Here is a 24,349-nt window from a genome sequence, read left to right as displayed (position 1 = left end):
GAGTACGGGCGCGAATTGCCGCACTTGGCAGGACGAAGTGTTGGCTACCAAAACACAAATTGCATTGAAGCAAGCTGATCTAGAGGTCGTGAGATGAGTAAAAAGCGTTACCCCAGACTGTTTGGCATATTGCCCTTTTTAGGCATGCTTTTACTCAGTGGGTGCAACTGGACCCTGCTCGATCCGAAGGGCCAGGTCGGCATTGAGCAAAAGAACCTGATCCTGATCGCCACCGGCCTGATGCTGCTGGTGGTCGTGCCCGTGATCATCATGACCCTGGCGTTCGCCTGGAAGTACCGTGCTTCCAACAAGGCCGCCACCTACACCCCCGACTGGTCGCACTCGACCAAGATCGAAGCCGCGGTGTGGATCATCCCGATCCTGATCATCATCGCCCTGGGCTACGTCACTTACCACTCCACCCACAAGCTGGACCCGTACCGTCCACTGGATTCCGATGTGAAGCCGGTGCAGATCGACGTGGTCGCGCTGGACTGGAAATGGCTGTTCATCTACCCGGAGCAGGGCATCGCCACGGTCAACAAGATCGTCTTCCCGGCTAACACTCCGGTCAACTTCCGCGTCACCTCCGATGCCGTGATGAACTCCTTCTTCATCCCGGGTCTGGGCGGTCAGATCTACGCCATGGCTGGCATGACCACCAAACTGCACCTGATCGCCAACGAGAACGGTGTGTTCGACGGTATCTCCGCCAACTACAGCGGCGCCGGCTTCACCGGTATGAAATTCAAGGCTGTCGCCACTTCGCAAGCCGACTTCGATGCATGGGTCGCTGAAGTGAAGGCATCGCCGAAGAAACTGGACAAGGCCGAATACGACGCCTTGGCCAAACCAAGCGAAAACAACCCGGTCGAGCTGTACAGCGAGGCGCCGGCTGACCAGTTCCAGCGCATCGTCGACAAGTACGAAGGCATGAACCGCGGTCGTCCGAGCCACGAAGAAGCAGGCAGCAAAGATCTGGCCACAACCAAGGGTGTGGAATCGAGTATGCAACCAGCTGCCGGTGCAGAGGAGTAAGAGATGTTCGGTAAATTAAGCCTGGAGGCGATACCCTATCACGAGCCGATAGTCATGGTGACGCTTGCCATGATCGCGCTCGGTGGTATCGCCGTCGTTGGTGCCATCACCTATTTCCGCAAGTGGACCTACTTGTGGACCGAGTGGCTGACCACGGTCGACCACAAGAAAATCGGCGTGATGTACATCATCGTCGCTATGATCATGCTGCTGCGCGGCTTCGCCGACGCCATCATGATGCGTACCCAGCTGGCCGCCGCCACCGGTGGCTCCGAAGGCTACCTGCCGCCTGAACACTATGACCAGATCTTCACCGCCCACGGTGTGATCATGATCATCTTCATGGCGATGCCGTTCTTCACCGGCCTGATGAACCTCGCGGTTCCGCTGCAGATCGGTGCGCGTGACGTTGCCTTCCCGTTCCTCAACTCCCTGAGCTTCTACCTGCTGCTGGCAGGCGTGCTGCTGGTCAACATCTCGCTGGGCGTTGGCGAATTCGCCAAGACCGGCTGGGTTGCCTATCCGCCGCTCGCGGGTATCCAGTACAGCCCTGGGGTGGGTGTCGACTACTACATCTGGGCGCTACAGCTATCCGGATTGGGTACGACGCTTACCGGCGTGAACTTCCTCGTCACCGTGATGAAGATGCGCGCCCCTGGCATGAAGCTGATGGACATGCCGATCTTCACCTGGACCTGCACCTGGGCCAACGTGCTGATCGTCGCTTCCTTCCCGATCCTGACCGCCGCACTCGCCCTGCTGACCGTTGACCGTTATCTGGACTTCCACATCTTCACCAACGAGCTTGGTGGGAACCCGATGATGTACGTCAACCTGTTCTGGGCGTGGGGTCACCCTGAGGTCTACATCCTGATCCTGCCGGCCTTCGGCGTGTTCTCGGAAGTCACCTCGACCTTCGCGGGCAAGCGCCTGTTCGGTCACCACTCGATGATCTACGCCTCGGGCGCGATCGCCATCCTCGGCTTCGCGGTCTGGCTGCACCACTTCTTCACCATGGGTGCCGGCGCCAGCGTCAACACCTTCTTCGGCCTGGCGACGATGCTGATCTCCATTCCGACCGGTGTGAAGCTGTTCAACTGGCTGTTCACCATCTACCAGGGCCGTCTGCGCTTCACCGCGCCGATCATGTGGACCCTGGGCTTCATGGTCACTTTCTCCATCGGTGGCATGACCGGCGTCCTGCTGGCTGTTCCAGGTGCCGACTTCGTTCTGCACAACAGCCTGTTCGTGATCGCCCACTTCCACAACGTGATCATCGGTGGCGCGGTATTCGGCTACATCGCCGGCTTCGCCTTCTGGTTCCCGAAAGCCTTCGGTTTCACCCTGAACGAGAAGTGGGGCAAGGCTGCCTTCTGGTTCTGGATCTCCGGCTTCTACGTAGCGTTCATGCCGCTGTACGCCCTGGGCTTCATGGGCATGACCCGTCGTCTGAACCACTCCGACAACCCGCTGTGGGAACCCTACCTGTACGTAGCCGTGGTCGGCGCCGTGCTGATCCTGTTCGGTATCGCTTGCCAGCTGATCCAGATCTACGTCTCGGTTCGCGACCGCAAGGACAACATGGACGTCACTGGCGATCCATGGGGCGGCCGTACCCTGGAATGGTCGACTTCGTCGCCACCTCCGTTCTACAACTTCGCTCACATGCCTGAGAAAGTTGGCCTGGACGCCTGGCACGAAGCCAAGGAAGCCGGTGTTGCCTACAAGGCGCCTGCCAAGTACGAAGCGATCCACATGCCGAGCAACACTGCTACCGGCCTGTTCATGGGTCTGTTCCTGACCGTGTTCGGCTTCGCCTTCATCTGGCACATCTGGTGGCTGGTGGGCGCGAGCCTGGTTGCGACCATCGCTGTCTTCGTTCGCCACGCCGCGCGTGACGACCAGGGCTACATGGTTCCGGCCGAAGAAGTGGCGCGCATCGAAGGCGAGCGCATGAAAGCGCTGGCCCAAGCAGGTGCTCTGCCTGCCGGCGCACGTGTCGAATCGTTTGAACGGGTGTAATCAATGTCCAGTCAAGTAATCCACGGTGGCGCGCATGGCCATGACCATGCGCACGATGACCACCACCACGACTCGGGCCAGATGACCGTACTCGGTTTCTGGCTGTACCTGATGACCGACTGCATCCTGTTTGCGTCGCTCTTCGCCACCTACGCGGTGCTGTCCGGCGGTTTCGCCGGCGGCCCGTCGGGTCATGACATCTTCCAGCTCGACTTCGTGCTGGTCGAAACCGCGTTCCTGCTGCTGTCCTCGATCACCTTCGGCTTCGCCATGCTGAAGATGTTCGACGGCAAGAAAGCCGGCGTGCTGGGCTGGCTGGCCGTGACCTTCGTGTTCGGCGCGGCCTTCATCGCGATGGAAATCTATGAGTTCCATCACCTGATCGCCGAGGGCTACGGCCCGCAGCGCAGCGGCTTCCTGTCGGCGTTCTTCGCGCTGGTCGGTACCCACGGTCTGCACGTGACTGCCGGTCTGATCTGGATGGCGATCATGATGTATCAGATCAACAAGCACGGCATCACGCCGACCGCCAAGACCCGCATGAGCTGCCTGAGCCTGTTCTGGCACTTCCTGGACGTGGTCTGGATCTGCGTGTTCACCGTCGTCTACCTGCTGGGGGTTCTGTAATGGCTAGCGCACACGACACTCATCACGAGGGTAACCACGGTAGCGTGAAGTCGTACATGATCGGCTTCGTGCTCTCGATCATCCTGACCGCGATCCCGTTCGGCCTGGTGATGTTCCCGACCCTGCCGAAGAACCTGACCGTCCTGATCGTGGTGGCCATGGCCGTCATCCAGGTGGTGGTACACCTCGTGTACTTCCTGCACATGGACCGCTCGAAAGAGCAGCGCTCCAACGTGTCGACGTTCCTGTTCACCGTGCTGGTCATCGCACTGCTGGTCGGCCTGTCGCTGTGGATCATGTTCAGCATCCACTTCGAAATGATGGCCAAGTGAGGTAAGACTGCATGTCCGTTAAGCACCTTATCCAAATCACCAAACCGGGGATCATTTTCGGTAACGTGCTTTCCGTGGCAGGCGGTTTCTTCCTTGCCTCGAAGGGCCATGTGGATTTCGCCCTGTTCCTGGCGGTGGTGATCGGTACGTCCCTGGTGGTCGCGTCCGGATGCGTGTTCAACAACTGCATCGACCGCGACATCGACCAGAAGATGGAGCGCACCAAGAACCGCGTCATGGTCCAGGGCGGCATGTCGCTGCCCTTCGCGCTGCTTTACGCCACCCTGCTCGGGGTGGCGGGTTTCAGCCTGCTGTATGTCCAGGCCAACCCGCTGGCGGCGTTCTGCGCCCTGGTCGGCTTCATCGTCTACGTCGGTTTCTACAGCCTGTGGCTGAAGCGCAAATCGGTGCACGGCACCCTGGTCGGCAGCCTGTCCGGTGCCATGCCTCCGGTGATCGGCTACTGCGCCGTGAGCAACAGCTTCGACCTGGCCGCGGTGACCTTGCTGGTGATGTTCAGCCTGTGGCAGATGCCGCACAGCTTCGCCATCGCGATCTTCCGCTTCAAGGACTACAGCGCCGCCAACATTCCGGTACTGCCGGTGGCGCGCGGTATCCTCGCGGCGAAGAAGCAGATCGTGCTGTACGTGCTGGCCTTCGTCCTGGCGACCCTGATGCTGACCCTCGGCGGCTACGCCGGCCTGGGTTACCTTGCCGTGGCGGCCGCCATGGGCCTGTACTGGCTGTACATGGCCTGGGGTGGCTACAAGGCCGAGGACGACAGCAAGTGGGCACGCAAGGTGTTCGGCTTCTCCATCCTCACCGTCACCGCCCTGAGCGTGATGATGTCGGTGGACAGCCAGACCGCGGCTGATGTGCTGATGACCTACGCACGCTGATACCGCTACCTGTTGCAAGAAAAGCCCCGGCCTTGTGCCGGGGTTTTTTTTGATCTTCAGGCACGGCTTCCAACTGATGGTGCCTACACCGCAAGCGCATTCTTCCCACTCCTACAACAGAGGAGTCAGGCAAATGAGTGTATTTACAGCTTACTTTTGCGGTACTGGTTCTCACCGATTCGACACCACGAATCCGAATTTCTGGAATGGCGAGCTGGTCTCGACACTGGCCAGCAACGATCTGGGCAAGGAGTTCGCGCACTGGATCGCGGTCGATGGACCGGGGAGCGGCAACATGCAGGACGACGCGCTGTTCGTCGAGCCAGGCGGGTATTTCAACTGGACCGGTCAGGTGTTCGGGCGAGGTTGGGAGGAAAACGTCGCGCACGTTCTGCAGGTCATCAAGGGCAAGAGCCAGTGGCAGCGCGAAACGCTCACCCAGGCCCAATACGAGGCGCTCAGGCGCGCGGGTGTCAACATTCCCGAGGTGGCCTCCAATGGTTCGTGGTTCTGGCGCAAGTACAATTACGGCAATCGCCAGCCCACCCCACAGGCATTGCAGGAGCAGATCATCAGCGTTTTCCGCAGACCGCGCATACCGACCACGGTCAACCTGGTGGGCTGGAGCCGCGGTGGTATCAGCTGCCACATGCTGGCCAACGCCATGGCCAACGCCATGGCCAACGATCCGGAGCTCAGGCATGTGGCGGTGAACATCTTCGCCATCGATCCGGTGCCGGGGGCCGGTAACGTCCAGCCCCATAGGGTGCAACTGGGCAGCAACGTCAAGGAATATGTCGGCTTCTACTCTCGCGATGAACGTTCCAGAGGTTTTGCCTGCGTGATTCCGTCGGTCCAGCGCAGTACCCGTAAACGCATTTTCCCGATGCCGGGGCGCCATGCCACGCTGGTGGGCAACGCATCGCTGGATGGCGCGGGCAGTGGCAGGCAGCTCGCCGAGCCGGGACTGATCGTGCGTCATTTTGCCGAGGTGTGCCTGACGCGCTGGGGAGCCAAGCTGGACAAGTGTCTGCGCTTGAGCGACAGCCAGTTGATGGACTATCACCGCGTCATCGCCAACCAGGACTCGCAGTACGTTGCCATGCGCAGCAAGTCCTACACGGTCGTCACCGAAGGCGACCGCAATGACCGCCTCGTTCATCGTGGCTCGACCAGTACCACCTTCAGCAAGGTCCAGGGCGCGCACCTCGATCCTAGTGCTGGATTGAGCCTGCAGCGTTTTGATCTGAGCACCTACAAGGCGCTACGTTGACCGGGTAAAGGGCGCCTGCGCAGGCGCCCTTTACAAGGCCAGGACGATACCGCTATCTTCTGTTTCGGCCGCCACAGCGGCCAGCGTCGCTCGGACGGTTCCGGGCGCTTACGTCTCCAGAGGAAAGCATGGCCAACCCAGGTTCGCCGCGCCGCTTCGCGCGCATCGATCGTCTCCCCCCGTACGTTTTCAATATCACCGCCGAACTCAAGATGGCCGCCCGCCGCCGTGGCGAGGACATCATCGACCTGAGCATGGGCAACCCCGATGGCGCCACGCCGCCGCACATCGTCGAGAAGCTGGTGCAGGTCGCCCAGCGTGAAGACACTCATGGTTACTCCACCTCGCGCGGCATCCCGCGCCTGCGCCGGGCCATCTCCAACTGGTACAAGGAACGCTACGAGGTCGAGATCGACCCAGAAAGCGAAGCCATCGTCACCATTGGCTCGAAAGAGGGCCTGGCGCATCTGATGCTTGGTACCCTCGATCACGGCGACACGGTGCTGGTGCCCAACCCCAGCTACCCGATCCACATCTACGGCGCGGTGATCGCCGGCGCCCAGGTGCGGTCGGTGCCGCTGGTGCCGGGGGTGGACTTCTTCAACGAGCTGGAACGCGCGATCCGCGAGTCGATCCCCAAGCCGAAGATGATGATCCTCGGTTTCCCGTCCAACCCGACCGCGCAGTGCGTCGAGCTGGATTTCTTCGAACGCGTGGTGGCGTTGGCCAAGCAGTACGATGTGCTGGTGGTGCATGACCTGGCCTACGCCGACATCGTCTACGACGGCTGGAAGGCGCCGTCGATCATGCAGGTGCCGGGGGCCAAGGACATCGCGGTGGAGTTCTTCACCCTGTCCAAGAGCTACAACATGGCCGGCTGGCGTATCGGCTTCATGGTCGGCAACCCCGAGCTGGTCAGCGCCCTGGCGCGGATCAAGAGCTACCACGACTATGGCACTTTCACCCCCTTGCAGGTCGCGGCCATCGCCGCGCTGGAAGGAGACCAGCAGTGCGTGCGCGACATCGCCGAGCAATATCGCCAGCGCCGCAACCTGCTGGTCAAGGGCCTGCACGAGCTGGGCTGGATGGTCGAGAACCCCAAGGCGTCGATGTATGTCTGGGCGAAGATCCCCGAGCAGTACGCGCACCTGGGCTCGTTGGAGTTTTCCAAGAAGCTGCTGGCCGAAGCCAAGGTCTGCGTGTCTCCAGGCATCGGCTTTGGCGACTATGGCGATGACCATGTGCGCTTCGCCCTGATCGAGAACCAGGACCGCATCCGCCAGGCCATTCGCGGTATCCGCCAGATGTTCCGGGCCGATGGGCTGACCGGCAAGTAAGCCGCAAGCTCCAAGCTCCAAGCCGCAAGCTCCAAGCCGCAAGCCGCAAGCCGATCTGTGCAATACAGCCTTCTTGCGGCTTTCCATATGAGCGGGGTAGGGAAGACACAGCGCTTTTTCTTGCCGCTTGTCGCTAACCGCTTGAGGCCGCGATAAGCGGCCGTCTTTTTTTCATTGCCCCTCTTCTCAGCCGTTCGCGCCTGGATTACAAATAGCGCCGCGGGCGCTCGCCCGGATAACAACAACCTCCCTTCCTGGCCATCATGTCCGAACAGAATCCTTGCCTGACCTGCGGCGCCTGCTGCGGCTACTTTCGTGTGTCTTTCTTCTGGGGCGAGTGCCAGTCCGCTGGCGGTGTGGTGCCCGACGATCTGGTGGTACAGATCAACCCGACCCGTGTCGCCATGATCGGCACCGACGCCAAGCCCTGCCGTTGCGTCAGCCTGGGCGGCGAGATCGGCACGCAAGTGGCGTGCTCCATCTACGAGAACCGCTCCAGCCCATGCCGCGAGTTCGAGGCGTCGTGGGAAAACGGTGTGCACAACCCCAGTTGCGATGATGCCCGCGCGGCCTACGGCCTGCCGCCGCTGACGCCACCTGGCGCCAACGAACCCCACTGGCCGGACGATGGGGCGGAGGTCGCCTGACCCTGGCGCTCCGTGGGCACAAAACAGAGCCTGTGGGAGCGGGTCTACCCGCGAATATGCCGTTGCGCCGAGTAACGCGTTCGCGGGTAAACCTGCTCCCATAGGAGCTCAATAGCTGACCGTTCGTCGGTTGGATCCAATGGACAAGTGGCTGAAACCCGCGAATCACGTGCCGCCTCGACAAAGTATTAACACCATTTGATCGGCTCCGACGCCTTACTCCCGGCTCCTGAGCGGCTACACATTCCTGCAAAGGAAACCTGTTAGCCATTGATCAGGCGTTTCGGCCGTCGCGTGTTTCGCGTCTCGCTTGCACCCCGCAGTACACGCATTCAAGGACTGAATTGCCTGATCCACGAAGGAGCTCTCCGTGGACAGACGTGCCGCCCCCCGTTCGCCCGCCCGTATCTCGCAATTGTCGCTTGCCGTCAGCCTGGCCGTCGGAACCTTGGCCTTCGGCCTGAGCAGTGAGCAGGCGCTGGCCGTCTGTTCCGCGGCAGGCGCCACGATCACCTGCAACGGCGCGGCCAACCCGCTGGCGCCGAGCTATACCAATGGCGGCAACAACCTCAACGTGACCGTCAACCCAGGCGCCTCGTTGGGCACCTTGCTGGGCGTCGGCGGCACCTCGCTGTCGCTGGCGGGTACTGGCAACACGCTGACCAACTCCGGCACCATCGATCCGACCTTGCTGGGCTTGCTGAGCATCCAGTCCACAGCGGTGCTGATGGGCAACACCGGCAACAGCGGCAACCTGACCATTACCAACAATGCCTCTGGGGTGATCAAAGGCACGGGTGCCTTGCTGGGCCTGAACCTGCTCAACCTTACCGGCATGGCGCTGGATGCCCGCAACGGCGCGAGCGGCACTACCACCATCAGCAACGCCGGGTCGATCGGTTCCTCGGCCCTGGCGGGGCTTTCGATCTTGAGCGAGGACACCCCGGTGATCGCGGTGACCGGCGGCAGCAGGGTGATTTTCACCAACACCGGCACCATCCTCGGGCGGGCGGCGTTCGAAGCTTCCACGACGGGCAACACCTTCACCAACGCGGGGTCCATCACCGGCAGCCTGTCGATGGGGGCCGGCAGCACCAACCGCTTCAACGCCATCACCGGCTCCAGCGTCAGTGCCGGGCTGGGGATCGGCGTGGCGTTGCTGGTCACCAGCAACCCCAACCTTGGCTTCGCGGCGGCGGGCAAGATCGACGGTGGCGCCGGTGGCACCAACACCCTGGCGCTGCAGAACGTCATTGGTGGCGGTAGCGGTACCAGTGGCAGCGGCACCATCAACGCCGCCAACTACATCAACTTCAACCGGCTGATCGTCGACGCCGGCACTTGGAGCCTGATCGGCCAGGTGCTCAACGGCACCACCCAGACCACCCTCAACGATGGCCAGCTCAACTTCGACAACGCCAGCGCGTTCGGCACCGGCGCCATCACCGTCAATGGCGGCGGCCTGGCGGGTACCGTCGGCGGGCTGAACCTGGCCAACAACCTGACGCTCAATGCCGGGTTGAACGTCGGCGGCGCCACGGACATGGGCCTCAATGGCGTGATCTCCGGGGTCGGCGGCCTGACCAAGACCGGTGCCGGCCTGCTTACCTTGGGCGGCACCAATACCTACAGCGGCGGCACCACCTTGGCCGCTGGCGGCCTCAACCTCACCAGCGCCGCGGCGCTGGGCAGCGGTGGCCTGACCGTCAGCGGCGCCGGCAGCCTGCAAGGCAGCGTACCACTGGTGCTGAACAACGCCGTGACCCTGAACGCGGCGTTGACGCTGCCCGGCAGCAACGCCCTGACGCTTGGCGGCGTGCTCAGCGGCACTGGCTCGCTGGCCAAGAGCGGCACCGGCAACCTGACGCTGAACGGCCTCAACACCTTCAGCGGCGGTACCACGCTGGCCGGCGGCATCCTCACGCTAGGCAATGACGGCGCGCTTGGCTCCGGCGCCCTGACCCTCACCGGCAATGGCACGCTCGACAGCAGTGCGCCGCTCACGCTGGGCAACGCCATCGCTTTGGGCGGCAACACCCTCACGCTGCCGGGCAGCAACGCGGCGACCTTGAACGGCGTCATCAGTGGTACGGGCGGTCTGACCAAGAACGGGGCGGCCGACCTGATCCTCAATGGCGTCAACACCTACAGCGGCACCACCACGCTCGGCGCCGGCAAGCTCACCCTCGGCAACAGCGCCGCGCTTGGCACCAGTGGCCTGGCCCTGACCGGCAATGCCAGTCTCGATGCCAGCGGCGCGGTCAGCCTGGGCAATGCGATTGCCCTCGGGGCCAATACCCTCGACCTGCTCGGCACCAGCGCCATGACCCTGGGCGGCGTCATCAGCGGCACCGGCGCCCTGGTCAAGAATGGCGCCGGCGACCTGACCCTGAACGGCAACAGCACCTTCAGCGGCGGCCTGACGCTCAACACTGGCAAGCTCACCGTCGGGCACAGCAACGCGCTGGGCAGCGGTGCGCTGACCCTGGGCGGCAACGCCAGCCTCGACGCCAGTACTGCGGTCAACCTGGGCAACGCGGTCAATCTCGGCGCCAACACCCTCGACTTGCTGGGTACCAGCGCCACCACCCTGGGCGGGGTCATCAGCGGTACCGGCGCGCTGGTCAAGAACGGCAGTGCCGGCCTGACGCTCAACGGCAACAACACCTTCAGCGGCGGCACTACCCTCAATAGCGGCGTGCTGACCGTGGGCAACAACAATGCCCTGGGTACCGGCGCGCTGACCCTCGGTGGCAATGCCAGCCTGGATGCGGGCGTGGCGGTCAACCTGGGCAATGCCATCAATCTGGCCGGCAACACCCTGACCCTGGCGGGCACCAGCGCCACCACCCTGGGCGGGGTGATCAGCGGTACCGGAGCACTGATCAAGAACGGCAGCACCAACCTGACCCTGGGTGGCGCCAACACCTACAGCGGCGGGCTGAACCTCAATGCCGGTACCCTGACCCTGGCCAGCGCGGCGGCCCTGGGCACGGGCGACTTGACCGTCGGTGGAGCCTCGACCCTGGCCAACGCCGTGGCGATGACGCTGAGCAATGGCGTCAACCTCGGCGCCGACCTGACCCTGGCCGGCGCCAACAATCTCAATCTGGCCGGTAATCTCAGCGGTACGGGTGGCCTGATCAAGAATGGCAGCGCCAGCCTGACCCTGAGCGGCGCCAACACCCACAGCGGCGTCACCGCGCTCAACGCCGGCACCCTGGTGCTCGGCAGCAACACCGCGCTGGGCAGCGGCGCGCTCAACGCCGCCGCCAACACCACGCTGGACACCAGCGTCGCGGGGCTGAACATCGCCAATGGCTTGACCCTGGCCGGCAACCTGAACCTGCCTGGCAGCAACGACCTGACCCTGAGCGGCGTCATCGCCGGCGTTGGCGGCATCACCAAGGGCGGCAACACCAGCTTGACCCTGACCGGTGCCAACACCAACAGCGGCTCCACCTTCCTCAACAGCGGTACCCTGGTGGTCGGCAGCAACACCGCGCTGGGCACCGGTACCCTCAACACCGCCGCCGGCACCCACCTGGACGCCAGCACTGCCGTGAGCCTGGCCAACAACGCCATCATCGCCGGCCCCCTGACTATCGACGGCAGCGCCGACCTGGGCCTGAGCGGCGTGCTCAGCGGCATCGGCTCGCTGGTCAAGAACGGCAACGCCAGCCTGACCCTGAGCGGCAACAACGTCTTCACCAACGGCACCCAGCTCAACGCCGGCACGCTGATCCTCGGCAGCAACACCGCATTGGGCATCGGCGGCCTGACCCTGGGTGGCAACGCCAACCTCGACACCAGCAGCGCCGTCGCGGTGACCAATAGCATCAGCCTCGGCGCCAACACCCTGACTGTGCTGGGCAGCAACGCCACCACCCTGACCGGGCAGATCAGCGGCACCGGCGCGCTGGTCAAGAGCGGCAGCGCCGGCCTGACGCTCAACGGCAACAACACCTTCAGCGGCGGCACTACCCTCAACGCAGGCACCTTGACCCTGGGCAACAGCAACGCCCTCGGCACCGGTGCGTTGACCCTGGGTGGCAATGCCAGCCTCGACGGCAGCGGAGCGCTCAACCTGGGCAACGCCATCAACCTCGCCGGCAATACCCTGACCCTGGCGGGCAGCAATGCCACCACCCTCGGCGGCGTGATCGGTGGTACCGGTGGCCTGGTCAAGAACGGCGCCAGCAACCTGACCCTGAGCGGCGCCAACACCTTCAGCGGCGGCCTCGACCTCAACGCCGGCACCCTGACCCTGGCCAGCGCCGCGGCGCTTGGGACCGGCGCGCTGAACATCGGCGGCGTTGCCACCCTGGCCAACTCGACGGCGATGACCCTGAACAACGCCATCAACCTGGGCGCCGACCTGTCGCTGCCCACCACCAGCAACCTGACCCTGGCCGGCACGCTCAGCGGCACCGGCGGCCTGATCAAAAGCGGCAGCGCCACCCTGACCCTCAGTGGCAACAACACGCACAGCGGTACTACTGCCCTCAACGCCGGTACCCTGGTGCTCGGCAGCAACACCGCCCTGGGTACCGGCGCGCTCAATGCCGCCAACAACACCACCCTGGACACCAGCGTGGCCGGTCTGAACATTGGCAACGCACTGAACCTGGCCGGCAACTTCATCCTGCCCGGCAGCAACGACCTGACATTGAGCGGCACCATCGCCGGCAACGGTGGCATCACCAAGAACGGCGCCACCACCCTGACCCTGACCGGCAACAACAGCAACAGCGGCCTTACCCGCCTCAACGACGGCACCCTGGTAGTCGGCAGCAACACCGCACTGGGTACCGGTACCCTCAACACCCTGGCCGGCACCCACCTGGATGCCAGCACCGCGGTGAGCCTGGCCAACGGCGTCACCATCGCCGGCCCCCTGACCATCGATGGCGGCGCCGACCTGGCCCTGGGCGGCGTGGTCAGCGGTATTGGTTCGCTGATCAAGAACGGCAACGCCAACCTGACCCTCAGCGGTAACAACATCTACACCAACGGCACCCAGCTCAATGCCGGCACGCTCACCCTCGGCAGCAACACCGCGCTGGGGATCGGCGCCCTGACCCTGGGCGGCAACGCCAACCTCGATGCCAGTACCGCGGTGGCGGTGACCAACGGCATCGGCCTGGGCGGCAACACCCTGACCGTGCTGGGCAGCAATGCCACCACCCTCGGCGGCCTGATCAGCGGCAGTGGCGCGCTGGTCAAGAACGGCAGCGCCGGGCTGACCCTCAACGGCAACAACACCTACAGCGGCGGCACCACCCTCAATGCCGGGCTGCTGACCCTGGGCAACAACAACGCCATCGGCAGCGGTGCCCTGAGCGTGGGCGGCAATGCCAGCCTCGAGGGCAGCGCCGCGCTCAACCTGGGCAACGCCATCAACCTGGGAGCCGGCGCCACCCTGACCTTGCCGGGCAGCAGCAACACCACGCTCGGCGGCGTGATCAGCGGCACTGGCGCGCTGACCAAGAACGGCAGCAGCAACCTGACCCTGTCGGGGGCCAACACTTTCAGCGGTGGCCTCAACCTCAATGCCGGTACCCTGACCCTGGCCAACGCCACGGCGCTGGGGACCGGCGCGCTGAACGTCACTGGCGCGTCGACCCTGGCCAACAGCTCGGCGCTGACCCTGGGCAACAACGTCAACCTCGGCGCCAACCTGACCCTGGGCGGCAGCAGCAACCTGACCCTGGGCGGCGTGCTTGCCGGCACCGGCGGCTTGATCAAGAACGGCGTGTCCGACCTGACGCTTACCGGCAACAACACCTTCAGCGGTGCCATCGACCTGCAAGGTGGCAGCATCAGCACCGTTGGCGGCGCGGCCTTGGGCAATACCTCAGGGGTCAATGTCGGTGCCGGTGCCAGCCTCAACCTCGGCGCCAGTGCCAGCATTGGCGGCCTGACCGGCGCCGGCACGGTGAACCTTGGCGCAGGCAGCGATCTGAGCGTGGGTGGCAACAACCTCAATGGCGTGTTCAGCGGTGTCCTGGCCGGCAGCGGCGGGCTGATCAAGCAAGGTACCGGCAGCCTGGAGCTGTCGGGCACGAACGTGTTCGGCGGCAACACCACGGTCAACGCCGGCCTGCTCAACGTAACCGGCTCCCTGGCCAGCGCCAGCGTGCAGGTCAACAGTGGCGCCAGCCTCGGCGGCACCGGCAGCCTGCTGGGCGCGCTCGACATCGCCAACGGCGCGCACCTGCTGGCCAACAGCGGCGCGACCCTCGGCACCGGCGCGCTGACGCTGCACAGTGGCTCGATCCTCGACTTCGGCCTGGGCTCGCCCGCCACTGGCGGCACGGCACTGGTCAACGTCAACGGCAACCTGACCCTGGACGGTACCCTCAACGTCACCGATCTCGGCGGTTTCGGCACCGGTATCTACCGGCTGTTCGACTACACCGGCGCGCTGGTCGACAACGGCCTGCTGGTCGGCAACGTGCCGGGTGCCATGCTGCCCGGCGACCTGCAGGTGCAGACGTCCATCGGCAGCCAAGTCAACCTGCTGGTTGGCGGTGCCACCGGCACCGTGCAGTTCTGGGATGGCGGCCAGAACGTGCCCAATGGCGTGATCGACGGCGGCAACGGCACCTGGAATGGCAGCAACACCAACTGGACCGATGTCAACGGCGTGCTCAACGGCAGCTGGGCCAACGATTTCGCGGTGTTCCAGGGCACCGCGGGGGATGTCACCGTGGTCGGCACCCAGGCCGCCACCGGGCTGCAGTTCGTCACCAATGGCTATCGCCTGATCGGCGCTGGTGGGCTGGACCTGGTCAACGGCAGCAACGGCGCCTTCGCCGTGCGTGTCGACCCCGGCGTAACCGCGACCCTCAACATCGGTCTCTCGGGCAGCGGCCAGCTGGCCAAGCTCGACAGCGGTACCCTGGTGCTCAATGGCGCCAACAGCTACACCGGCGGCACCCTGTTCAACGGCGGCACGGTCGTGGTCGGCAACAACAGCGCTTTTGGTACCGGCTCGGTCAGTACCGCCAACGGCACCACCCTGGACAGCAACACCGCCGTGACCCTCGGCAACGCCTTCAATCTCAGCGGTGCCCTGACCGTCGCCGGTTCCGCCGACCTGGGGCTGTCCGGCGTGGTTTCCGGTCTTGGCAGCCTGGTCAAGGGCGGCGGCGCCAACCTGACCCTGGGCAGCGCCAACACCTACAGCGGCGGCACCAGCCTGGGCGCCGGCACCCTGACCCTGGGCAACGCCCAGGCGCTGGGCACGAGCGGCTTGGCGGTAACCGGCGCCTCCAGCCTGGACACCACCGGCAACCTGGCACTGGGCAATACCATCGCCCTGAACGCCAACCTCACCCTGCCGGGCAGCAATGACCTGACGCTCAATGGTGCGCTCAGCGGCAGCGGTGGCCTGATCAAGGCCGGCGCCGGCACGCTCACCCTCAACGGCAGCAACAGCCAGCAGGGCAGCACCAGCCTGAACGGCGGCGCTCTGGTGGTGGGAAGCAACACTGCGCTGGGCACGGGTGCCCTGAACGCGGTCGGCGGCACCACCCTGAGCAGCAACGCCAGCGTCACCCTGGCCAACCAGATCAACCTGGCCGGCAACCTGACCATCGCCGGGGCGCAGAACCTGACCCTGGGCGGCAGCATCGGCGGTGTCGGCGGCCTGACCAAGATCGGCAGTGGCACCCTGACCCTCAATGGCGCCAATGGCAACCTGGGCAACACCAATCTCAATGCCGGCACCCTGGTGCTCGGCAGCACCACCGCGCTCGGTCTCGGCCAGCTCAATGCGGCAGCCGGCACCACGCTCGATAGCAACACTGCGCTGAGCATCGGCAATACCGTCAACCTGGGGGGCGGTGTCACGATCGCCGGCAGCAACAACCTGGAACTGGGCGGGTTGGTCACGGGGGCCGGCAATCTGACCAAGAACGGCGCCGCCAACCTGACCCTCAGTGGCGCCAACACCCTGACCGGTGGCGTGACCCTCAACGCCGGCACCCTCACCCTGGGCAACAACCAGGCGCTGGGCACCGGCACCCTGACTGTCGGCGGTGCGAGCGAGCTGGCCACCCTTGGCGCGCTGACCCTGGCCAACCAGGTGACGCTCAACGACACCCTGAGCCTGATCGGCAACGACAACCTGGCGCTCAATGGCGTGATCAGCGGCACTGGTGGCCTGAGCAAGACCGGCAGCGGCAACCTGACCCTCGGTGCCGCCAACACCTACCAGGGCACCACCACCCTTGGGGCTGGCACCTTGACCCTGGGCAACAACACCGCCTTGGGTACGGGCAGCCTGGCGGTGACCGGCAACAGCACCCTGGCCACTATCGGCGTGCTGCAGGTGGCCAACGCCATCGGCCTCGGCACCGGTGTCACTCTCGGCGTCAACAACACCCAGACCCTGACCCTCGATGGTGTCATCAGTGGTGCCGGGGCGCTGAACAAGCTTGGCGCCGGGCAACTGGTGCTCAATGGCAACAACACCTATGCCGGTGGTACTTCGCTGCAGGCCGGCAGCCTGCTGCTCGGCAATGCCGGGGCCCTGGGCAGCGGAGCCCTGACCGTCAACGGCGCCGCCAGCCTCGATGCCAGCCAGGCGCTGGTGCTGGTGAACGCCGTCAACCTTGCCGGTGGCAACCTGACCCTTGGCGGCAGCCAGGCGCTGACCCTCAACGGCGTGGTTTCCGGCAGCAATGGTCTGATCAAGAACGGCGCCGCCACCCTGACCCTCAACGGCAACAACACCTACAGCGGCGGCACCAGCCTCAACGCAGGCACCCTGGTGGTCGGCAGCAACACCGCGTTGGGCAGCGGCGACCTCAGCACCGACGCCAATACCAGCCTCGATGCAGGCGGCGCGGGCGTCACCCTGGCCAACAACGTGCACCTGGGAGGCACCCTCAACCTGCCAGGCAGCGCCGACCTGACCCTCACCGGTGTGGTGGACGGCGTCGGTGGCCTGAACAAGTCCGGGAGCGCCACCCTGACCCTAAACGGCGCCAACAACTACCTGGGCGGCACCACCCTCGGCGCTGGCCGGCTGGTGGTCGGCAACGACAACGCGCTGGGGCAGGGCGCCCTGACCGTGGCCGGGGCCTCGACCTTGAGCAGCGGCACCGGCACCACCCTGGCCAACAACGTCACCCTCAATGCCGGGCTGACCGTCGACGGTGGCAACGATCTGACCCTCAACGGCGTGCTCAACGGCACTGCCGGCTTGACCAAGAATGGCAGCGGCAACCTGACCCTCAATGGCAACAACGGCTACCAGGGCGGCACCCAGCTCAACGCCGGGCGCCTGACCCTGGGCAGCAGCGGCGCGCTGGGCACCGGCACCTTGGCGGTTACCGCCGACGCCACCCTGGCCAACAGCGCCCCCATGGCCCTGGGCAACACCATCGCCCTGAGCAACGGCGCCAACCTGACCGTCGAAGCCGCCAATGCGCTGATCCTCAGCGGCGACCTCGGCGGCAGTGGCAACCTGGTCAAGACCGGCGTCGACGACCTCACCCTGGTCGGCGTCAAGACCTTCACCGGTAACGTCGACATCCAGGCCGGCTCCCTGACCACCCTTGGTAGCGGTGTGCTGGCCAACGTCGACACCGTCAACGTCGGTGCCAGCGGCCAGCTCAACCTCAACGGCAATGCCAGCCTCGGCAGCCTGACCGGCAGCGGTCAGGTCGATGTCGGTATCGGCAGTGTCCTGAGCCTGGGCAGCAACAACCTCAGCAGCACCTTCGCCGGTGGCCTCAACGGCCTGGGCGGCCTGACCAAGGTCGGCAGCGGCACCCTGACGCTGACCGGCACCAGCAACCTGGCCGACAACACCCAGGTCAACGCCGGCACCCTGAAAGTGGACGGCACCCTGGGCAGCAACCTGCTGACGGTCGCCAGTGGTGCCACCCTGACCGGTAGCGGCACCGCCAACGCCACCGTGGTGATCAGCAACGGCGGCCATCTGGCCGGGCAGAGCGGCGCCACCCTGGGCCTCGGCAGCCTGGTGCTCAACAGCGGCTCGATCGTCGATGTCGGCCTCGGCGCGCCGTCAACCGGCGGCACCGCGCTGTTCAACGTCGGCGGCAACCTGACCCTCGACGGCACGCTCAATGTCGGCAGCATCGGCGGCTTCGGCAACGGTGTGTACCGCATCTTCGACTACGCCGGCTCCCTGACCGACAATGGCCTGGACTTCGGCAGCCTGCCACTGGGCGTGGGCCTGGGCGACGTGAGCCTGCAGACCGTCCTGGCCAACCAGGTCAACCTGCTGGTCAGCGCCGCGGGCCTGAACATCCAGTTCTGGGACGGCAGCCAGAGCGTGCCCAACGGCCAGGTCGATGGCGGCACCGGCGTGTGGAACGCCGGCAACACCAACTGGACCGACCTCAACGGCGTGCTCAACACCACTTGGGGCAGCACCTTCGCGGTGTTCCAGGGCACGCCGGGCGATGTCACCGTCGAGGGCAGCCAGACGGTCAACGGCCTGCAGTTCGTCAGCGATGGCTATCGCCTGCTGGCCGGCACCGGTGGCGCGCTCGACCTGATCAACGGCAGCGGTGGCGACACCAGCGTGCGGGTCGACCCCGGCGCCACGGCGACCCTCGATGTCGGCCTGAGCGGCGTCGGCAAGCTCAACAAGCTCGACACCGGCACCCTGGTGCTCAACGGCAACAACAGCTACAGCGGTGGCACCCTGCTCAGCGGCGGTACCCTGATTGTCGGCCACAACGCAGCCATGGGCAGCGGCGCGCTCGACACCACGGCGGGCACCACCCTCGACAGCAACGCCTCGGTAACCCTGGGCAATGCCATCACCCTGGCCGGTCCGCTGAACATCGCCGGTAGCAACGACCTGGCGCTCAACGGCAACATCGGTGGCACCGGCGGCCTGGTCAAGGCAGGCAACGCACGGTTGGCGCTGGCCGGCAACAATACCTTCGCCGGCAACACCGCGCTCAACGGCGGTACCCTGGTGCTGGGCGCCAATACCGCGCTCGGCACCGGCAACCTGAGCACGGCGGCGGGTACCAGCCTGGACAGCAGCCAGGCGGTTACCCTGGCCAACAACGTCAGCACCACGGGCGATCTCACCGTGCTGGGCAGCAACGACCTGACCCTGAGCGGCACCGTCGCCGGCACCGGCCGCCTGATCAAGACAGGCACGGCCCGCTTCGCGCTGATGGGGGCCAACACCTACAGCGGCGGCACCGAGTTGCAGACCGGCACCCTGGTGGTCGGCAACAACGCGGCGCTGGGCACTGGCGGTCTCGAGGTCACCGGCAACGCCAACCTCGACAGTGCCAGTGCCGTCACCCTGGCCAACCCGGTCAATGTCAGCGGCGTGCTCAACGTGCTGGGCAGCAACGACCTGCACCTGGCCGGTGTGCTCAGCGGCGCGGGCGAGCTGAACAAGAGCGGCCTGGCCGACCTGACCCTGTCGGGCAACAATACCTTCAGCGGCATTCTCAACATCCTGTCCGGCAGCCTGAGCACCATCGGCACCACCGCCCTGGGTACCCAGAGCCAGCTGAACGTCAGCAGCGGCGCCAGCCTCAACCTCGACGGCAACACCAGCCTCGGCGACATCGGCGGTACCGGTGCGATCCAGATCGCCGCCGGCAACAGCCTCAACGTCGAAGGCGGTGTGTTCGACGGCAACATCAGTGGCTCCGGCACCCTGAACAAACTCGGCATCGACACCCTGGCGCTGAACGGTGCCAACAGCCATACCGGCACCACCAACGTGCAGGGCGGCGGCCTGAAGGTCGATGGCTCCCTGGCCAGTGGCGCGGTGAATGTCGCCAGCGGTGCCAGCCTCAGCGGCGCCGGCAGCCTGGGCGGCGCGGTGACGGTGGCCAATGGCGGCAATCTCGCGGCTGTCAGCGGCAGCACGCTGAACGCCGGCAACCTGGTGCTCGACAGCGGCGCCAACTTCAATGCCTCGCTGGGCGCGCCGTCGACTGGTGGCACCCCACTGGTCAACGTCGCCAACGACCTGACCCTGGGCGGCACGCTCAACGTCGCCGATATCGGCGGCTTCGGCGCCGGCGTCTACCGGCTGTTCGCCTACGGCGGCAGCCTGGTCAACAACGGCATGAGCTTTGGCACCACCCCGGTGCCGGTCACCGACCTGACCGTGCAGACCGCCGTCGCCAACCAGGTCAACCTGGTGGTCGGTGGCGCCAGCAACGTGCTGTTCTGGGACGGCAGCCAAAGTGTCGCCAACGGCGTGATCGATGGCGGCAGCGGCACCTGGGATGCCACCAACACCAACTGGACCGATGCCAACGGCGTGCTCAACAGCACCTGGAACGATACCTTCGCCGTGTTCCAGAACACCGCGGGCACCGTCACCGTCAATGGCAGCCACAACATCACCGGCCTGCAGTTCGTCACCGACGGCTATGTGCTCAATGCCGGCGTGGGCGGCGAGCTGCTGGGCAACGGCGCCACCAACCTGCGGGTCGACAATGGCGTCACCGCCACCCTCAACGTCGCCCTCAACGGCACCGGCAGCGTCGCCAAGCAAGATGCCGGCACCCTGGTGCTCAATGCCGCCAACGGCTACAGCGGCGGCACCGCGCTCAACGGCGGCACCCTGGTCGTCGGCAACGACAGCGCGCTGGGCAGTGGCGTGCTGACCGCCGCTGGCGGCACCACGCTGGACAGCAATACCGCCGTCACCCTGGCCAACGACACCGTGCTCAACGGCGCCCTGGCCATCGCCGGCAGCAACGCCCTGACCCTGGGCGGTGTGGTCAGCGGTAGCGGAGGGCTGATCAAGAACGGCAATGGCGTGCTGACCCTGAACGGTGCCAACAGCTACAGCGGCGGCACCCAGATCAACGCCGGCAGCGTCGTGGGCAACACCACCAGCCTGCAGGGGGCGATCCTCAACAACGCCGCGCTGACCTTCGAGCAGAACGCCAACGGCAGCTACACCGGCAACCTCACCGGCAATGGCACCCTGGCCAAGAACGGCACCGGCGAACTGCTGCTGACCGGCGTCAACACCTTCACCGGCGCCGCCAGCGTCAATGCTGGCAGCCTGCTGGTCAATGGCCGCCTCGACAGCGCCACCGTGCAGGTCGCCACCGGCGCCCGTCTCGGCGGCAGCGGCACCTACGGCGGTGCTGTGCAGATCGCCAACGGCGCCACCCTGGCCGCAGGCCAGAGCGCCACGCCGCTCACCGTCGGCAGCCTCGACCTGAGTTCGGGCAGTGCCCTGGACTTCAGCCTCGGCGCGCCGGCCGCCTCCACCACCGTGGTCAAGGTCAATGGCAACCTGGTGCTCGACGGCACGCTGAACATCACCGACGCCGGCGGCTTCGGCACCGGTGTGTACCAACTGTTCAACTATGGCGGCACGCTGACCAATAACGGCCTGGTGTTCGGTGCCATTCCTGGCAGCGTGGCCCTGGGCGACCTCAGCCTGCAGACCGCCATCGCCAACCAGATCAACCTGGTGGTGCAGAACGTCGGTGAGGATCTGCAGTTCTGGAACGGTGGCAAGACCAATCCCGATGGCAGCATCGGTGGTGGCAGCGGTACCTGGGGCCCGAATACCGGCTGGACCAACGCCAGCGGCACCAGCAACGAAGGCTGGAGTGGCGGCTACGCGGTATTCGGCGGCACCGCGGGGACCGTTACCGTGGTGGGCAACCAGTCGTTCGATGGCTTGCAGTTCCTCAGCGATGGCTATCAGGTGGTCCCCGGCAGCGGCGGCAGCCTGACCCCGGTCAATGGCGCCGACGGCAGCCTGGCCCCAGTGCGGGTCAACGCCGGCGCCACCGCCACGGTCAGCGCGCCGCTGGTCGGCACCGGCGGTATCGAGAAGCTCGATGCCGGCACCTTGATCCTCGCGGGCGCCAACACCTACAGCGGCGGTACCACCGTCAGTGGCGGCACGCTGGTCGGCAACACCACCAGTCTGCAAGGCAACATCCTCAACAACGCCAGCCTGGTGTTCGCCCAGGGCAGCAACGGCACCTTCAATGGCACCCTCAGCGGCACTGGCACCACCACCAAGCAAGGTGGCGGCACCTTGCTGCTGACCGGCAACCAGCCGTTCAGCGGCGCCTTCAACGTCAACCAGGGCGTGCTCCAGGTGGGCGACGCCGCCAACCCGGGCAGCAACCTCGGCGCCCAGGTGACCGTGGCCAACGGCGCCGCGCTGACCGGCAACGGCACCGTCGCCGGGCTGACCAACAACGGCACCGTGCTGCCAGGGCCTGCCGGCAACCTGAACGTCTCGGGCAACTTCACCAATGGCGCCAGCGGCACCCTGGTCATCGACCTGGGCACTTCGCCGGTGAACTACCTCAACGTCGGCGGCACCGCCAACCTCGGCGGCAGCCTGATGGTGGCCAACCTCGCCAGCGGCAACGGCCAGTACACCGTGGTCAGCGCCGCGGGCGGGGTCAACGGCACCTTCGCCACCACCAACCTGGCCAACTCGGCGTTCCTCAACAGCTCGCTGGACTACGGCGCCAACCAGGTGACCCTGTCGGTGAGCCGCAACGGCAACTCCTTCGCCGACGTCGCCGCCACCGGCAACCAGCGTGGCCACCGCCCTGAGCAGCGCCGGCGCACCGGCCATACTGGTGGAAAACCTGCTGCCGCTGGATAGCCAGAGTGCCCAGGCCGCGTTCGACAGCCTGTCCGGCGAGATCCACGCCAGCACCGCGACCGTGCTGATCGAGGACTCGCGCTACATCCGCGAAGCGGTCAACGATCGCCTGCGCCAGGCTGACTGCACTGACCCGAACGATCCACGCCGCACCCTGGCGCCCACCGCCAACCAGCAGCTGACCAGCGAAGGTTGCCAGGGCCAGGCCGTGGGCTGGATCCGCGCCATCGGCGGCTGGGGCACCTACGACGGCAGCAGCAGCCATGCCAGCGTCGATCGCGACCTGTCCGGCTTCATGCTCGGTGTCGACCGTGCCCTGGATGACGCGTGGAAGGTCGGCGTCGCCGCCGGCTACACCCGTTCGAGCATCGATGCGCACCGTCGTCGCTCGGATGCGTCGGTGGACAGCTACCACCTGACCACCTACCTGGGTTACCAGATGGACGCCTTCGCCGCTCGCCTGGGCGTGGCCTACAGCTGGCATGACATCGACAGCAAGCGCGACGTCGAGGTGGGCGGCTACAACGACCGCCTGAAAGCCAAGTACGACGCACGCAGCGCCCAGGTGTTCGGCGAAGTGGGCTATGCCATCGACGCCGGTGGTATCGCGCTGGAGCCGTTCGCCGGGCTGGCCTATGTCAACTACGACAGCGACACCGCTCGTGAGAAAGGCGGGGCAGGGCGGTTGCAGGGCAGCGTGGATCAGGACGTGACGTTCTCCACCGTTGGCGTGCGGGCTGGCAAGCGCATCAAGCTCGACAACGGCAGCGAGATCACCCCACGGCTGTCGCTGGGCTGGCGCCATGCCTTCGGCGATGACAAACCCGATGCCGACCTGCGCTTCATCGATGGCGGCGCCGGGTTCAGCACCGAGGGTGTGCCGATCGCCAAGGATGCGGCGGTGGTCGAGGCCGGGCTGGATCTGTCGGTCGGGCAGAGCGGCAAGCTGGGGGTTGGTTACTCCGGGCAGCTGTCCAGCGAGAACCGCGACCATGGTGTGGTGGTGAGCTTCAGCATGGGGTTCTGAGGTAGATTGCCGGGGGCTGCTTTGCAGCCCTTTCGCGACACAAGGCCGCTCCTACAGGGGACCGCGTCCCCCTGTGGGAGCGGCCTTGTGTCGCGAAAGGGGCGCAACGCGCGCCCAGCGTCCTCTAACCCGGTCATTTTCGAGATCTGACCGCATCAGGGCCACCAGGTGTTCGCCGCAATCCTTGCAGCGCCTATGAGATCGAGCGCCGCCCGCGCGGCGCATCGCGACGCAAGGCCGCTCCTACATTTGTTTCGGGCCAGTCCATCCTGCGCCATTGCCTGGTCCGCCTTGTTTGCCTGACGCGGTTTCAGCGTGGGCACCGCTGGCGCCCCATCTGCCTTGAGACATGCGCCAAGGCGGGCAGCGGTACTTTCACAGGACTCATTGGCCCGAAACAGATGTAGGAGCGGCCTTGCGTCGCGATGCGCCGCGCGGGCGGCGCTCGATCTCACAGGCGCTGCAAAGCTATCGCCATGCCCCTGGCAGCCCCACCGCGGACCATTGGCAGCCCTCACCCCGCC

General features: G+C 65.6%; 10 protein-coding genes. All 10 read left to right on the top strand.

Annotation, left to right across the window (positions count from 1 at the left end; translation table 11 throughout):
* The first annotated feature begins 93 nt into the window (after positions 1–93).
* The 10 genes from cyoA (at position 94) to N5D48_RS26180 (ending at position 23,825) form a co-directional block, all read left to right on the top strand.
* A complete protein-coding gene (gene cyoA / locus N5D48_RS02365; RefSeq protein ID WP_279880656.1) occupies positions 94–1,038 on the top strand; it encodes a ubiquinol oxidase subunit II in 945 nt (314 codons plus the stop codon).
* Positions 1,039–1,041: 3 nt separating this feature from the next.
* Positions 1,042–3,060, top strand: a complete 2,019-nt coding sequence (gene cyoB, locus N5D48_RS02360) for a cytochrome o ubiquinol oxidase subunit I (protein WP_279880654.1) — start codon at positions 1,042–1,044, stop codon at positions 3,058–3,060.
* Between the two features lie 3 nt (positions 3,061–3,063).
* Positions 3,064–3,687, top strand: coding sequence for a cytochrome o ubiquinol oxidase subunit III (gene cyoC / locus N5D48_RS02355; RefSeq protein ID WP_279807011.1), 624 nt, complete (start codon positions 3,064–3,066; stop codon positions 3,685–3,687).
* On the top strand, positions 3,687–4,019 hold the full coding sequence (gene cyoD, locus N5D48_RS02350; protein WP_279880652.1) for a cytochrome o ubiquinol oxidase subunit IV: 333 nt from the start codon (positions 3,687–3,689) through the stop codon (positions 4,017–4,019). Before cyoC ends, cyoD begins: the two co-directional genes overlap by 1 nt.
* 11 nt (positions 4,020–4,030) lie before the next feature.
* Complete coding sequence (cyoE, locus tag N5D48_RS02345; protein ID WP_279880650.1) at positions 4,031–4,918, top strand: heme o synthase; 888 nt, start codon at positions 4,031–4,033, stop codon at positions 4,916–4,918.
* A gap of 133 nt (positions 4,919–5,051) precedes the next feature.
* Positions 5,052–6,191 (top strand): hypothetical protein, encoded by a 1,140-nt coding sequence (locus tag N5D48_RS02340; protein WP_279880648.1) that lies wholly within the window; start codon positions 5,052–5,054, stop codon positions 6,189–6,191.
* A 128-nt stretch (positions 6,192–6,319) separates the two neighbouring features.
* Positions 6,320–7,528: an alanine transaminase gene (gene alaC, locus N5D48_RS02335; RefSeq protein ID WP_279880646.1), complete on the top strand. Its 1,209-nt coding sequence runs from the start codon at positions 6,320–6,322 to the stop codon at positions 7,526–7,528.
* A 263-nt stretch (positions 7,529–7,791) separates the two neighbouring features.
* Entirely contained in the window at positions 7,792–8,175 is a 384-nt protein-coding gene (locus N5D48_RS02330) for a YkgJ family cysteine cluster protein (RefSeq protein ID WP_046857051.1), read from the top strand.
* 370 nt (positions 8,176–8,545) lie between these two features.
* Complete coding sequence (locus N5D48_RS02325; RefSeq protein ID WP_347881607.1) at positions 8,546–22,798, top strand: autotransporter-associated beta strand repeat-containing protein; 14,253 nt, start codon at positions 8,546–8,548, stop codon at positions 22,796–22,798.
* Positions 22,731–23,825 carry an autotransporter domain-containing protein gene (locus N5D48_RS26180; RefSeq protein ID WP_347881606.1) on the top strand — a complete coding sequence of 365 codons (1,095 nt, stop codon included), beginning with the start codon at positions 22,731–22,733 and terminating at the stop codon, positions 23,823–23,825. The genes N5D48_RS02325 and N5D48_RS26180 overlap by 68 nt, the downstream gene beginning before the upstream one ends.
* The last annotated feature ends 524 nt before the right edge of the window (positions 23,826–24,349 follow it).

This window comes from Pseudomonas sp. GD03858 (genome assembly GCF_029840925.1).
GTDB lineage: Bacteria > Pseudomonadota > Gammaproteobacteria > Pseudomonadales > Pseudomonadaceae > Aquipseudomonas.
Note: the sequence above shows the minus strand (reverse complement) of the source record. Positions and strands in the feature narration are given on the sequence as shown.

Coding starts and splice junctions, on each gene's coding strand:
- cyoE (WP_279880650.1), top strand. CDS start 4,031: ATGTCCGTTAAGCACCTTATCCAAATCACCAAACCGGGGATCATTTTC.
- cyoB (WP_279880654.1), top strand. CDS start 1,042: ATGTTCGGTAAATTAAGCCTGGAGGCGATACCCTATCACGAGCCGATA.
- cyoA (WP_279880656.1), top strand. CDS start 94: ATGAGTAAAAAGCGTTACCCCAGACTGTTTGGCATATTGCCCTTTTTA.
- alaC (WP_279880646.1), top strand. CDS start 6,320: ATGGCCAACCCAGGTTCGCCGCGCCGCTTCGCGCGCATCGATCGTCTC.
- N5D48_RS02330 (WP_046857051.1), top strand. CDS start 7,792: ATGTCCGAACAGAATCCTTGCCTGACCTGCGGCGCCTGCTGCGGCTAC.
- cyoC (WP_279807011.1), top strand. CDS start 3,064: ATGTCCAGTCAAGTAATCCACGGTGGCGCGCATGGCCATGACCATGCG.
- cyoD (WP_279880652.1), top strand. CDS start 3,687: ATGGCTAGCGCACACGACACTCATCACGAGGGTAACCACGGTAGCGTG.
- N5D48_RS02340 (WP_279880648.1), top strand. CDS start 5,052: ATGAGTGTATTTACAGCTTACTTTTGCGGTACTGGTTCTCACCGATTC.